The sequence below is a fragment of the Myxococcales bacterium genome (assembly GCA_016703425.1).
Taxonomy (GTDB): Bacteria; Myxococcota_A; Polyangia; order Polyangiales; family Polyangiaceae; genus JADJCA01.
In genome coordinates this window covers 525,200-539,379 of sequence record JADJCA010000009.1, presented here as the reverse complement: position 1 = coordinate 539,379, position 14,180 = coordinate 525,200, and the positions used below count along the sequence as shown (strand labels likewise).

At 68.2% G+C, this 14,180-nt stretch carries 10 protein-coding genes; 5 read left to right on the top strand and 5 right to left on the bottom strand.

Annotated features, from left to right (window positions below; all coding sequences use genetic code 11):
• Positions 1-59 precede the first annotated feature (59 nt).
• Positions 60-1,694 (top strand): acetolactate synthase, encoded by a 1,635-nt coding sequence (locus IPG50_19990; protein ID MBK6694465.1) that lies wholly within the window; start codon positions 60-62, stop codon positions 1,692-1,694.
• The gene (locus IPG50_19985) at positions 1,687-2,424 is read left to right on the top strand and encodes a hypothetical protein (protein ID MBK6694464.1); all 738 of its coding nucleotides are present in this window, start codon (positions 1,687-1,689) and stop codon (positions 2,422-2,424) included. The genes IPG50_19990 and IPG50_19985 overlap by 8 nt, the downstream gene beginning before the upstream one ends.
• Before the next feature lie 68 nt (positions 2,425-2,492).
• On the opposite strand, the gene IPG50_19980 is transcribed toward IPG50_19985, so the two are convergent.
• The 3 genes from IPG50_19980 to IPG50_19970 form a co-directional block, all read right to left on the bottom strand.
• Positions 2,493-3,605, bottom strand: a complete 1,113-nt coding sequence (locus IPG50_19980; GenBank protein ID MBK6694463.1) for an ankyrin repeat domain-containing protein — start codon at positions 3,603-3,605, stop codon at positions 2,493-2,495.
• 46 nt (positions 3,606-3,651) lie between these two features.
• Positions 3,652-6,081 (bottom strand): Smr/MutS family protein, encoded by a 2,430-nt coding sequence (locus tag IPG50_19975; GenBank protein MBK6694462.1) that lies wholly within the window; start codon positions 6,079-6,081, stop codon positions 3,652-3,654.
• A gap of 149 nt (positions 6,082-6,230) precedes the next feature.
• Positions 6,231-8,117, bottom strand: coding sequence for a sigma 54-interacting transcriptional regulator (locus IPG50_19970; protein ID MBK6694461.1), 1,887 nt, complete (start codon positions 8,115-8,117; stop codon positions 6,231-6,233).
• 174 nt (positions 8,118-8,291) lie between these two features.
• Here IPG50_19970 and IPG50_19965 point away from each other — a divergent pair, with 174 nt between their 5' ends.
• Positions 8,292-8,453 (top strand): hypothetical protein, encoded by a 162-nt coding sequence (locus IPG50_19965; protein ID MBK6694460.1) that lies wholly within the window; start codon positions 8,292-8,294, stop codon positions 8,451-8,453.
• A gap of 15 nt (positions 8,454-8,468) precedes the next feature.
• On the opposite strand, the gene IPG50_19960 is transcribed toward IPG50_19965, so the two are convergent.
• Positions 8,469-9,788 carry a hypothetical protein gene (locus tag IPG50_19960; GenBank protein ID MBK6694459.1) on the bottom strand — a complete coding sequence of 440 codons (1,320 nt, stop codon included), beginning with the start codon at positions 9,786-9,788 and terminating at the stop codon, positions 8,469-8,471.
• Positions 9,789-9,838: 50 nt separating this feature from the next.
• Positions 9,839-10,855 (bottom strand): NAD(P)-dependent glycerol-3-phosphate dehydrogenase, encoded by a 1,017-nt coding sequence (locus tag IPG50_19955; protein ID MBK6694458.1) that lies wholly within the window; start codon positions 10,853-10,855, stop codon positions 9,839-9,841.
• A 139-nt stretch (positions 10,856-10,994) separates the two neighbouring features.
• On the opposite strand from IPG50_19955, the gene IPG50_19950 reads away from it, so the two are divergent.
• Both IPG50_19950 and IPG50_19945 read left to right on the top strand, forming a co-directional pair.
• Positions 10,995-12,053, top strand: coding sequence for a hypothetical protein (locus IPG50_19950; protein MBK6694457.1), 1,059 nt, complete (start codon positions 10,995-10,997; stop codon positions 12,051-12,053).
• A 238-nt stretch (positions 12,054-12,291) separates the two neighbouring features.
• Positions 12,292-14,058: a hypothetical protein gene (locus IPG50_19945; protein MBK6694456.1), complete on the top strand. Its 1,767-nt coding sequence runs from the start codon at positions 12,292-12,294 to the stop codon at positions 14,056-14,058.
• The last annotated feature ends 122 nt before the right edge of the window (positions 14,059-14,180 follow it).

Genomic DNA, 14,180 nt, shown 5'->3' with positions numbered 1-14,180 from the left:
GCCCGGGCTGCTGGGCGTGCGCCAACGTAGGCGTCGACCGCACCGTGGTACGGTGCGCCATGGCTCTCGTACATGGCGGAAGGCTCGTGGCCAAGGCGCTGCGACGCCACGGAACCACCCACCTCTTTACCCTCTGCGGCGGCCACATTCAGGCCATCTACGACGGGTGTTTGGACGAAGAGATTCGCGTCGTCGACGTGCGTCACGAGCAGACGGCGGGGCACGCCGCCGACGGCATGGCGCGCGTCACCGGCCGGCCTGGCGTGTGCGCCGTGACGGCAGGGCCCGGCGTCACGGACGTCGTCACCGCCGTCGCGAACGCGCAGCGCGCAGGCATACCCATGATCGTCATCGGCGGCGCCGGGCCCAAGGCCCTCTGCGACATGGGCTCGCTGCAGGACATGGACCACGTCGCGCTCATGCGTTCCATCACGAAGTGGAGCGTGCAGGTGCCCGAGACGCGCCGCATCGTCGAGTACATCGACGCGGCCTTTCGCGTGGCGCAGTCGAACGTGCCCGGCCCCGTGTTTCTCGAGATGCCGCTCGACCTCTTGATGAACTACCACGACGACGCCGACGCTCCCGCGACGGCGCCCTTCGCGACGCCACCCCGGCCGGGCCCCGACGAAGGCGCCATCGAGAGCGCGGCGGCGCTCCTCGCGAAGGCGGAGCGGCCCGCGGTGCTCGTTGGCTCGCAGCTCAAGTGGTCGGCCAACAAGGATGTCCTACGCAAGGTGGCCGACGCATGGGACGCAGCGTTCTTTCTAAACGGCATGGCGCGGGGCGCCTTGCCGGCGGCGCACGCGCACTTGTTCTCCCGCTCGCGGCGCTTCGCGCTGTCGCAGGCGGACGTCGTTCTCGTGATGGGCACGCCCTTCGACTTTCGCGTCGACTATGGCCGCAGCCCCACCTGGGCGGAGGGAGCGAAGCTCATCCAGGTCGACCTCGATGGTGCTGAGCTCGGGCGCAATCGCCGCGTCGACGTGGCGGTGGAAGCGGACACGGGCCTCGCGCTCGAGGCGCTCTTTGCGCGTGTGCCGCAGCTCCAGGCGCCGGCGTGGATCGCGGCGGTGCGCGCCGACGAGGACAAGCGACGCGCGAAGATGGCGGTCGAGATGGCGAGCGAAGCCTCACCGCCGAACCCGCTGCGCGTGTGCGCTGAGCTTGGCAAGCGCCTCGGGCCCAACGACATCGTCGTCGGCGACGGCGGTGACTTCGTCGCAACGGCGGCTTACGTCCTCAAGCTCGAGTGGCCGCAGCTCTGGATGGACCCGGGCCCGCTGGGCACGCTCGGCGTCGGGCCTGGGTATGCCATGGCCGCGAAGCTCGCGCGGCCCGCCGCGCGCGTCGTCATGGTCTACGGCGACGGCAGCTTCGGCCTCCACGCGATGGAGTTCGAGGCCATGTGCCGCCAGGACATCCCCGTCGTCGCCATCATCGGCAACGACGCCGGCTGGACGCAGATCCGGCGCGGGCAGGTCGAGCTCTACGGTGATGCCCGCGCGCCGGCGACGGCGCTTGACTACACGCGCTACGAGAAGGTCGTCGAGGCGTGTGGCGGCGTGGGCTTTTGGGTCGAGCGCGTGGAGGAGCTCGGGCCCGCGCTCGACGCCGCCTTCGCCGCGAAGAAGCCCGCTTGCGTGAACGTGAAGATCGCGTCGAGTGACTTCCGGAAGGGCGCCATCAGTGTTTGATGTGATCGGGGAGCGTCCCACGCAGCGCGCGGGCCTTCTGGTTTTGGTTGCCGTCGTCTCGCTGAGCGGCGCTTGGGCCTGCTCCGAGTCGGCCGGCAGCACCGCGATGGATGACGCCGGCGTCGACAGCTCGCTTGCGACGGACGGCGGCTTGGCACCTCTGCTCGATGGGTCGCATGACGCCGCAGGCCTAGGCGACGCTTCGAGCGCGGGTGACGCCAGCGCAGCAGACGTAGCCGACGCGGGCCCGTCCGAACTCACCGATGCGGGAGTGCTCCTCGACTCGGGATTCGTACGCCTACCGAAGACGCCCGGCGCGATTTATTGCCGTCACGACGAGGACTACTTCAAGGATGCCGGTCTTCGCGACTGCGTCGCGGGAACGGAGGCGTGCTGCGTTGGTCTGCCGTCGCGCTGCGTCTCCGATGGCGGCGCTGCGTGTGGTTTGCATGTCGCGTGCGAGGGGGCCGAGGACTGTCCTTCCGGCTCCAAGTGTTGCGAGGGCGACACCAGCGCTGGCGTGCGGACATATTGCGCCGTCAACTGCGCCGGGGTCGACACCGTGGTCTGCAGCCGCAACAGCGACTGCTCCGGTGTGCCCGGTACGAGTTGCTGCCATGTCACCGTTGGCGTCGACGCATCGCCCGGGGCCTACGTCTCGCTCAGCACCGTCACGGCCCCGGCGTGCTTGCCGCCGGTCGCTGCGGGACGCGTATGCGACGTGCCGTAACGGGCGGACCGTTGTTGCCAGAGCGGGCACGCGCGCAGCGGCAAGAGGCCCGGCGTGCGCACCGTCGCCTAGCGGCGCGCCGCGTTGAGCTTCGCGAGATCGGCGGGCGTCACCGCCCGTCGTGACCGGTACCGCGTCGTCGCCGCCCATTTGCCGACCGTCGTCACGTGGTCGTCCACCAGCGCGATCTTGGTCTCCAGTTTGCCACCGATGGTTGCAGCATAGTCGTTGTAGGATGCAACGAAACACGCGGTGGCCTTGACGTCGCCACGGACGACGAAGGGGCCCTCCGTGAAGATGGCCTTCGCTTTTACGTTGCCGCCCACGCAGATGACGCGCCCCTCGAAGTTGGTGAGCCGTCCTTTTACCGTGAGATCCCCGGTGACGACGAGGACGCGCGCGTCACACGAACCGTCGACGACGAGATCGCCGACGTGCACCAGGTAGGCGTCGCCCGCGGCGTGGGACATCTTGACGGGCCTGCGCGTGGTGGCGGCGGCGGCGACGCGGAGGCCGGCGGCGAGCACATCGTCTTGCTCTTGGCCGGCGAGTTCGAGGAGCAACGCCTCGGTTGTGCCGCTGCTCGTCGCTGCAAAGAAGGCGCTCGCGGCACGCGCCAGCGCGCGGTCGACGCTCGGCGAGAACGCACGAGCAGCCAGGAGCCGCTTTCGCGCGAGCAGGAACGCCTTCTTGTCGAGATCACCGGCGGCCGCTAGCAGCGGCTTGCCCTTGGACTGCTTGGCGGCGGCCTTCGTGAGGCGTGTCAGGAGCGGTACGGCGTCTTTGCCATGTTTCCACGCCCGCGCTTCGTCGAGCGGCGTGCGGCCACTTTGGGTCTTCGCGTCGACGGGGATGCCCTTGGCGACGAGGAGCTTCACGATGGCGACGCGACCGAAGCTCGCGGCGCGATGCAAGAGCGTGCCCTCATTCGCCAGCTTGTGATCCCACGGCACGCCAGCTTCGAAGAGCAACGCGAGCGGGCGCTCGTCACCCGACGTGGCGGCGCTGAAGGCGGCGTCTCGCTGCCCTGGGCCTAGGAGGGCCTTCCAGTTGGCGCCAGCGGTGAGCGCTTCCTTCATGCGCGCGAGGCACCGCTCGGCCTTTGCGGCGTCGTCCTTCCAGCCGTAGAAGGGGTAGTCGCTGACGGCCTGAAAGAGCTCCTTGGTTGCGGCAGCACTCATGCGAGCAGCGTAGCGAAAGGCACGCTGCGTTACGACGAGGCAGGGCTCATCCCAACCAGACCACCGTCACCCCGTCGCCGCCTTCGTCCCGTGTGCCGGGTCGCGAAAAGAGGACGATGGGGTGGCCCTTGACCTCCTGCCGAAACGCGTCGCGAAGGGCCCCGGTCCCGTGGCCGTGAATGACGAAGACGACCCCGCGGTCCTCGTTGAGCGATCGATCGAGGAACTGCATGGCCATGGAGACGCCATCGCTGGTCCGCATGCCGCGCACGTCGACTGTGTTGTCGCTCGTTTGGACGGCCACCTCGAGGGGGGCTCGAGACTTCGCCTCGCTCCGGCTCGCGTCGTTCTTTTGCGTCGCGGCTCGTGCCGCGCGTCGATCCGGGGCCGAGCGAAGTTCGGCCTCCGTAACGAGGAGTTTGAGCGGTCCCGCGGCGACGCGAACGCTGCCGTCGGCGAGGACCTCGACGACCTCTGCTTCGAATCGGAGCCGAGGCACGTAGACCGTCATCCCCTTCTTCAGCGTGCCGCGGACCACCGGCTCTCGTCGGGCGTCCCGCTCTTCACGAGGCGGCTCGAGCGGGCCCCCGACGGCGACCTGGCTCGCGATCCGATCGAGGGTGCGACCGGCCTCCTTCACGGCGGTGGGGTCGAGCTTCCTTGCACGCAGCTTCTCGTGGACTGCACGGAGCTCTTCTTTCGCGCGGCGAACGTTTGCCACGAGGTTCTCGGTCTCCCTTGAGAGCAGCTGACTGTCGCCGCGCCGCACGGCCTCGATCTCTTCGTCGAGGGCGCGCTTGGCGGCGACAGCCTCCTCGGCCTTGCGCTCGGCGTCGGCGCGAGCCAGCTCGAGGCCGCGGCGCTCGATCTCGAGGCGCCTCACGACCTCGTCGAAGGTCTTGTCTTCGCGAGAGAGGAAGCGCTCGGCGCGTTCGACGACCAGGCTGGGCATCCCGAAACGTCTCGCGACGGCGAGGGCGCTGGAGCTACCGGGAACCCCGAGCGTGACCTGGAAGGTCGGCGACATCGTGGACAGATCAAAGCCGACAGACGCGTTCTCGAAGCGCCCGTCGCCGGACGCGAGCATCTTGAGACCTTCGTAGTGCGTCGTCGCGACCACGGCGCCGCCGCGGGCGCAGAGCGAATCGAGAACGCCGGCGGCGAGGGCCTCGCCCTCGCGGGGGTCGGTGCCACCGGCGAGTTCGTCGAGGAGCACGAGGGCGCGATCGTGCGTCGCCTCAAGGATGTGAACGAGGTTCTTTACGTGTGCGCTGAAGGTCGAAAGGCTCGTCTTGATGCTTTGGCTGTCGCCGACGTCGCTGAGGACGGCGTCGAAGAGCCCCACCTTGCTGCCCTCCTGCGCCGCGATGGGCAGGCCCGCCCGCACCATGAGCGCCGCCAGGCCCAGCGTCTTGAGCGCGACGGTCTTGCCGCCCGCGTTGGGGCCGCTCACGACCACGGCGCGACCCGAATGCGCCGCAAGATCGCTCGCGACGACGCCGGCCGCCGGCGGTGCCAACATGAGCAGCGGGTGCCGCGCCCGGTGGAGCTCGAGCATCGGCGCGTCGGCGATCTCGGGGATCCATAACTCGAGATCGAGGGCGAGGCGTCCGACGGCGGCTTTCACGTCGGCCCACGCCAGCGCGTGAAGCGCGGCGCGCAAGCTCTCGATGACGCCGTGCACTGATGTGGAGAGCCGCGCCACGATGGCGAGCTCTTCGCGAGCGACGTCACCTTCGAGCATCTTCAGGCGATTGCCCAGCGGGATGACCGCGCGCGGCTCCACGAACACCGTCGCGCCGCTGCCGCTCGTGCCGTGCACGATGCCGGGGAAGCGCTCGTGGGCGTCGGAGCGAACGGGCAACACGAAGCGACCTTCGCGCTCCGTCACGAAGCGCTCTTGAATGAGCTTTTCGTGGCGCGTCATGAGATCGTCCAGCTTCTGCATCATGCGCGCGCGCGCCGCGAGCTTCTCCCCGCGAAGGCGCTTGAGCTCGGGGCTCGCGCGATCGGCGATGGTGCCGTCGGCGTCGATGGAGGCTGCGATCTCTCGCTCCAAGTCGTCGAGCGATGGGTCGGTGCTGCACGCGGCAAAGAGCGCCGGCAGCTCGCTCTGACGGGCCTGGAGGAATCGCCGGAGGTTGCGCGCCGCGCCGATGACCGCGCACAGGTCGCGGAGCTCGTAGGAGGAGAGAACGCCGAGCGCGGCGGCCCGGGCGACGGCGTCGTCGACGTCTGGCAGCGAGGCCGTTGGCAACGGATGTCCGTCGCGGGCGAGGCGGCAAGCCTCCTCGCTCTCGCGGAGCAGCACCCTTGAAGCGGCGTGGCTCTCGCCAAAGGGGAGCGCGAGGGCGAGCCTCTTTCCGAAGGGGGTCTCGGTTCTCGCCGCGATGGCTAGAAGGAGCGCGTCCCATTCCAAGTCGGCCCGTGTGCGCTCCGGGCAGAGCTCGCTCTCCTCGAAAACGTATTTCACCAGGGCCTTGCGCCGAAATCGGGGCTTGCCAAGGTTGGCAAACAAGCCCGATTTCGGCGGGATAGGAGAAGACCGTTCATCCGTTGGTATTCTGGTTTCGAGCGCATCACGTCGTGCAATGCGCTCACGCTGTCCTCGCCGCCGCGGGGCCGCTACGGCTTGTCGCCGCCGCCGGGGATGGCTCCGCTCGGCATCGGGTTTTGTTCGCGCTCGAGGTAGCGGAAGATGGTCCGCGGATCGACGCCAAGGTCGCGCGCGGTCTGCGTGCGGTTGCCGTTGTTGCGCTCGAGAACCTCAGGGACGTATTTGCGCTGGAACTCTTCCTTGGCCTTTTCGAGCGGCAGGATGGGGCTCTCGGCGTTCTGGCCGAGGTCGAGGTCGTCGGCGCCGAGGAGGTTCCGATCGCAGAGCACGAGACCCTTGCGGATGCGGTTCTCAAGCTGCCGGATGTTGCCGGGCCAGTTGTGCTTCTTGATGGCGGCGAGAGCCTGCGGCGTGAAGCCCTGGACCGGGGAGGCGAGCTCGTCGGCGTACTTGCTGAGGAGAGCCTTGGCGATGATGAGCACGTCGTCGCCGCGCTCTCGCAGCGGCGGCAGGAAGATGTTCACCACGTTGAGCCGGTAATAGAGGTCTTCGCGGAAGCGGCCTCCGCGGATCTCTTCCTCGAGGACCCGGTTGGTGGCCGCCACGATGCGAATGTCGACCTTCTCGGGCTTGGCGTCGCCGACGCGGTACACGACGCGCTCTTGAAGCGCGCGCAGGAGCTTGACCTGTAGGTTGAGCGGCAGCTCGCCGATCTCGTCGAGGAAGAGCGTGCCCTTGTCGGCCACCTGGAACTTGCCGGGACGGCTCGCGACGGCGCCGGTGAAGGCGCCCTTCACGTGGCCGAAGAGCTCGCTCTCGATGAGGTTCTCGGGAATGGCGCCGCAGTTGATGACCACAAAGGGGCCCGTGGCGCGGTTCGAGCGGCGGTGCACTTCACGGGCGATGAGCTCCTTGCCGGTGCCCGTCTCGCCGGTGATGAGGACGCTGATGTCCGTCGTCGCGACCTTCTGGAGCTTCCGATAGACCTCCATCATCGACGGGCAGCTACCGATGATCTCGCCGAAGCGCTTGTCCTTGAGCTCCGCGGCGAGCTTCTCTTTGTCGGCGCGGAGCGTTGAGAGCAGCATGGCGTTTTGGAGAATGAGCGACGCTTGACCCGCGAAGATCGAGAGGACGTCGAGCTGCGAGCGCTCGAAGAGGCCTTTGACTCGGTCGTTGCCGACGTACATGGCGCCGATGACGTGACCGTGCGTGATGAGCGGCGCGCACATGACGCTCGAGAGCCTTAGCGCGAGCACACTCTCGCTCGTGCCGAACTGGGTGTCGCTGAGGGCGTCGCTGACGATGATGGGGCGGCCTGTGTCGAGGACCTTCTTGACGATGCTGTCGGAGATGACGCCGGCGGTGCCCTCGATGGCTTCGCGCTTCACATGCCGTGAGGCGCGGACGACGGGCTTCCCCGGCTCGACCGTTCGCGTCTCGTCGAAGGCGTTGTCCATCAGGAGGATGAGGCCCTTCTCGCCGCCCGTCACTTCAAGGACCGCGTCGAGCATGGCCTCGAGGAGCGCGTCGATCTCCCGCAGCGTGAGCAGCTTCTCGCTGAACTCGAAGAGCTTCCGCACGCCGGCCAGCGCCGCGTCTTGCGGCACCGACGGAGGACTCGAGCTGCCGGCGTCGGAGGTACCGGGCGCCGCGGCCTGCGGTTCGTCGAAGATGCTGAAGGCGACTTCGGCGGTGCCAAGCGTTACGCGATCGCCGTGAACGAGGCGCGCGCGGCGCTTCTTCTTGCCGTTGATGAGGATCTCGGCTGTGCGGTCGACCTCCTCGAGGTTGAAGTCGCGCCCATCGAAGAGCACCTGAGCGTGAACCTCGGCAACGCCCGCGGCCGACAACGGCACGTCGTTACCTAGCGCACGACCTACCGTCGTGATGGGCTTGAAGATCGAGAAGGCGCGGGGCGCCCCCTCCGAGGGGAACCATTTGAGGGTGGGCATTTGGGCCAGAAAACCCCCGCATCGTCACACATCTTGCCTCGCACGTCGAACGCCGTCTCCAGCGCACCGACGCCCGCGCCTCACTCGGGGGGGGCGGGGCGAACGACTCGGGCGGCGGCATTTTTTGTTGCCAGCATCTTCCCCCGCCCGCCGAGACCATGCTTTTCTACGCCCATGACGAGACTTCTTGTCGCCGTGGTCGTTTTCGGAGCTCTCGGTTGCCTCGCCTGCGGCGGCAAAGAGAAGCCCCCGCTCACGCCTGACCAGGAAAATCCGGCGCTCCTCGGTGACTCCGGCGTCGAGATGCCGACGTCGCCGCCGCCCGCCAAGAAGTAACGCGCGCCGAAGGCGTCAGAACGCTTTCGAGAGGGTGAACAGGTTGCCACCAGCCTCGCCGCCGCTTTGCCAAGGGAGGCTCGGCGGTTTTGGTGCTTGGGCCATGCCGAAATCGAAGGGGGGCTTGTACGCGCCGACCCTTGGCAGCCTGGCGAGCGACGGAAGCGACGCAAGCCGTGAAGGCGCCGACGCGTTGCCGCTGCTCGCGGTGAAGACCGTTGCGAGCGCGAGGCCCGCGAGGCTGCCCACGCTGACGGCGATGAATCCGCGTTTCGGCTCGCCGTCGACGAACAAGTAGAGCGGGAAGACGAGGGCGCCCACGCCGGCGCCGAGGCCGTAGCCGATCCACATCGACTCTTGCATGTGCCACGAAGGCGTCCATGCCGTCGTCGTGAGGCCCGACGCGAGGAAGCCCACGTTGTAACCGACGAGCCCAGCGATGGAGGCCCCGTCCTTCCAGTCGCGACCGCTCACCCCGACGCCGAAAACGGTTCCCGAGAGCAGGCCCCAGGCCGCTCCGCTTCCGACAAACGCGAGGCCACGCGGCTCCGGGCGCGCCCACTCGCCGAAGATGTAGCCGCCGACCCCGCCGGCCGTTGCGCCGAGAAACGTGATGGTCGAGTAGGTCCGGAACTTCGTGCCATCGATGGCTTCGTTGCCCGTGTATTGCCAGTGAACACCCGAGATGCCGAGGCCTTCGACGGCGCCCAACATGAGGCCCGCCGCAAGCGAGCTCGGGACGCCGCGCGCGGGGTCTGTTTGCCGATCCCAAACGTAGGCGCCGATGGGCATGGCTGCGCCGAGTGTGATGGGCGCGATGATGGCGAGCCCCGGATCGGAGATCTTAAACAGCGAGTCGATCCACACGCCGGTGCCCACGCCGTAGCCGATGCTCGTCGCGTAGAGCGCGACCATCTCGCCGTCGTCGCGTTTGGCGTTCGGGGGCGGCGCGGCTGGCGGCGGCGCCGGTGGCGGCGGCGCGCCGTATCCGGGCGGCGGATAGCCTTGTTGGGGAGGCGGGTATCCCTGCTGCGGCGGCGGATAACCCTGGGGCGGCGGATAACCCTGTTGGGGAGGCGGGTAACCCTGCTGCTGCGGAGGGTAGCCTTGTTGGGGCGGAGGATAACCCTGCGGCGGCGGTTGTTGCGCAGGTGGGAAGCCTTGCGGCGGCGGCTGTTGTTGCGGCGGCGGCGCGAAGACCGGAGGCTGCTGGGCCGAGACCGGCGCGGCCACGAGGGTCGCCGCGGACGAAAACAAGGCGGCTGCGGCTGCGGCTGCGGCGCGCGGGAGCGCGAGAGCGGGCATCGTGAGCGCGAGAAGGCGGGTTGTGCGCAAGCGGAACCTCGGGGCGGCGAGAGCGAATGACCGAACCATCGCGGTTGCGATCAGCTGGGCGGATAATCGAATTCGAGAGAAAGGTCGCGTGCCATGAGCGTCTTGGCGGCCTCGGCCACAGGCTTGTCCTGGTAGAGCACCGCGTAGACCTCGTGGGTGATGGGCATCTCGACCTTGAGCTTGTTGCTGAGGTCAAAGGCGCTCTTGGCTGTTTTTACGCCTTCGGCGACGTGCCCAAGGCTGGCTAGGATTTCGCCCAAGCGGCGGCCCTTGCCAAGCTCGAAGCCTACCGTTCGGTTTCGGGATAGCTCGCCGGTGCACGTGAGGACCAGGTCCCCCATTCCCGACAAGCCCGCCAAGGTCAGCGGCGTCCCGCCGCGTGCAAAGGCGAGGCGAGCGATCTCGGCCAGTCCTCGCGTGATCAGGATGGCCCGCGTGTTGTTGCCGAGGCCCATTCCCTCGATGGCCCCGGCCGCGATGGCGATGACGTTCTTGAGCGCGCCCCCACACTCCACGCCGATGACGTCGTCGCTCCCGTAGACGCGCAGGTACGGGGTGTGGAATCGATGCATCACGGCGTCGCGCACCGCCGGGTTGCGGGACGCGATCACGACGCCCGTGGGGTGCTCCAGCGCGAGCTCCTTCGCGAAGCTCGGGCCGCTGAGGAACGCGAGGCGCGAGGTGACGTCGTGGTGGAGTTCGGCGGCGAGGACCTCGTCCATGAACATGAGCGAGTCGTTCTCGATGCCCTTGGTGGCGCTCACCACCGTTGCCCCTCGGGGGACCATCGGCGACGCCATGCGGGCCACCTCGCGGGTCGCGTGGCTTGGCGCGACGAAGACGACGAGGTCGGCGCCATCCAACGCGACGGAGAGACTGCTCGTGGCGCTCAGCGTCGACGGGAAGCGAGCGGCGGGAAGGTATTTCGAGTTTTCGTGGGCGCGGTTGATCTCATCGGCGAGGTCGCTTCGGCGCGCCCAAAGGCGGACGTGATCCCCCTTGTCCGCGAGGACCTTCGCGAGCGCCGAACCCCAGGAGCCCGCTCCGAGCACCGCTACGTTGCCCATGCGTGGAACGTATCATCATCGGTTGCGCCTTCGCAGGTCCTCGTCGGTTCGGGAAAGCGGACCGAGCGGGGCGCGGGCTCGCCGCGCTACCGACGGTCGAGCCGGTCCATGGCCGCATGAGGTAGGCTGCCGCCCGTCAATGCGAAGCTCACTCCTCCTCGCTGCTCTGGTGGTCACCGCCGCGTTTACGTCTGCTGGCTGCGCGTCCTGCACGAGCGGCCTCGGGCAGAGGGCGCTCGGCCTCATCGAAGGGCCGATCAATGACCCGTCGAATCGGTCGCTGCGTCGCTCGATTCTCTCGTGGGGCCTCGACGTCTTCTGCAAGGAGATGCTTCGTCGGAACGCGCCGCTCAAGCTCGTGGAGGAGTCCCCCGTCATCGGCCGCTACTACCCGTCGCAGTGCACGCAGTCGGAGCTCGATGGGGGCGATCTCGTCGTGACCTTTCAGGGGCGGGGCTACGCGTACACGAACTTGTCGAAGAAGCTGGCTTTCGCGAGCGGAGGCACGGTCCGGTACGACCAGGACTTCAAGATGGACGGGTCGACCATGTACGCGCACTTCCGCTCGAAGGAGGTGCGGGCGGCGGCGTTCAACGTCATCGCCATCGAGCAGCCGCTGGCGAATCTCATGAACCAGATCAACCCCGTCGCCGACAAGTTTGGAAAGCAGCTGCTCGATCAGAAGATCGCCGAAGGCTTTACCGTGATCCGCGAACCGAACGGTGAGGCCGATTTCTCGATGGGCATCCTCAACGTGGGGCAGCGGCCGATGCACCCCTTCGCGGTGCACGGCGACGCGAAGATTGTCTATGAGAACCTGCGCACCGAGGTGCACCAGAACGAGCGGGACTTCATCGGGCCCATCGAGGTTGAGGACTCGGGGCGCGCGCTCTTCGTCACGGCGAAGGTCGAGGGAGCCGGCGCGATGGACGTCTTGTTGATGGCGGCCGATGCGGGCGCCGCGGCGCTCGATGCGTACCTGTCGCAACCGAACGTGGGACCCATGGCGCCGCCGGTAGCGAGTGAGGTGCTCTCGCCGGATGCGGAACTCAGGAAGACGTGGCCCGTGCCGAAGGGGCGCTACTACGTGGTCATCGACCACACGCCCTACGCGGGAGCGACCAACCCGCCGGCGAACCTCCTCGACGACCGCGCGGGCGTCGTGAGCTACGCCGTCCAAATCGGTGACGCCCCTTAGGCTGCCGCGTCCAATTCCCGATGTCATCGGGGCGGGCGTCCGCCAGGATTCTCGATTCACGCATGTCGCGCTCGTCGGCCGCCCGATTCTCGCTTGCAGGCGAGGGAGCCGCAGAGCGTCGTTTCAGGTCCGTGGGAGCGGCGCCGTACGGTGCGTCGAGATGGCGCCGTCTCCGCGATCGCAAGCGAACCTAGGAACGGCTCGCGCGCCCCCACGCGAACCCTGATATGGTGCAACGGTGAGCGCGGAGGACACGCTCTCTTTGATTGGCCGCACGGTGGGCGGGCACTTCGTCGTGGAGGGCGTTGTGCACGCCGGTGCGCACTCGCTCGTCTACAGGGCCCTGCATAAGGGGCCCGATGAACCCGTTGCATTGCGGGTGCTCACGTTTGGCGGCGCAAACGAACCCGGGGCCGTCGACGCGTTCGTGAAGCGTTGGAAAGCCGAGATGACGCCGGTTACGTCCATCGTGATCGGCGACCCCCAACTGGTGCGCACCATCGAACTTGGGACCGCCGCGGCCGGCAACGGCACCTTCGCGCCCTTTGCCGCCGTCGAGTGGGTCGAGGGAAAGTGCCTCGCGGAGCAGGTCGCAGCCCACGGGCCCCGATCGCTGAGGGACGCCATGGCGCTGCTTCAGCCGGTTGCTGGCGCGCTCTCCTACGCGCACCGTTCCGGGGTTGCGCACGGGTCGCTATCTTCCCGCGGGCTATTCACGACCGTGACCGAGGACGGGCCCCAACTCCGACTCCTCGACCTCGGCATGTGGGTCCGCCTCGCGGAGCTTGTCCGCGAAACCCCCGTCGCTGCGTCCCTGCTCGTGAGCGCGTGGGCCGCCCCCGAGCACCTCGAGCCTGCGCTCGGCGATGTCGGCCTGCCGACGGACGTCTTTTCACTGGCCCTTATCGTCGCCGAGGTGGTGCGCGGCAAGTCCGTCGTACCCGGCGACGCCCCCGAATCGATCATCCGGAAAGAGCTTCTCCTTCCCCGCAAGCCAAAAGACATCGGTCTCAACGTGGGCGCGCACGCCGATCGCGTCCTCGCTCGCGCGCTGCTTCGCGACCCCAACGCGCGTTGGCCCGATGTCGCCATCTTTTGGAACGCGTTGCAAGCCGCTCTGGCCGACGACGACGCGGGCGCGCCCGCCTCCTGGCCGGAGGATCATGACACCGCGAAGCGCTTCAAGCTCCCCGCAGACTTGCCTGCTGATCAGTTCACGCCCACGGGAAAAACGCCGACGGGCATGACCCCTACAGGTCCCACCGCGCCAAATGGGGCACCGGCAAGCGGCGGTGGCCTGCCCGACTTCGACGACGGCGAGACGACGGAGATGCCTTCCTTCGATGCGGCCGTCACCGAACCGCTCGCGCCGCCCAATTCCCGACGTCTCATTCGTCAACCCGACGACGACGACCTTACGCCCGTGCAGTTCACGAGCTCGCAGCGGCAACGCGCTGCAAAGCAGATCGAGCCGGAGCGCAAAGAAGACGATACCGACGAGCGCCCGCCCTTTGTACCGCCGCCGGCCAAGGCCAAGGCGACGCCGTCGGAGCGCCGTCGCGCCGCGAAGCCAGGTGACCCGCCGCCTGAGGTGGCCGGCACCGGCCGGGCCACCGGCCTTCGCGTGATGAAGCCGCCGCCGGCCGCTCAGGTGGAGGTCAACAACCTGCCGAGCATCATGGTTGACGACGGCGTCGCGACCGAGGAACCCAGGACCGAGGACAAGACCGGCCGCACGCCGATGCCCTTTACGGGCGAAGACGACACGACCGTCGTTCAGTTCGACCAGCGACCCTCGACCAAGCCGCCCCGCGACAGCGCACGACCGCCGGGCCGCGGCCGCGCGGCGCGCTCGATGCCACCTCCGGCGCCCGCCCGCCGGTACGGCGTATCGGGACGTCGTGCGCGAGAGCGCCGACAGTTGCTCATCGTTGGGCTCGTCGTTTTCCTGGGGGTCGCCGTTGTCGCGGGGCTCGTTTTGGGGCTCCGCGTGTTCGGTCGCTGAGCCCGCCCCCCGTCGTCGGCGCGCGTCGAGTCACTTGAGTCGGGGCAGCCTACGACCGCCATCGCCTCCAGCCGCTCCGGAGAAGGGCACACCAAGCGCCGGGGCCAACACCGAACGGACGC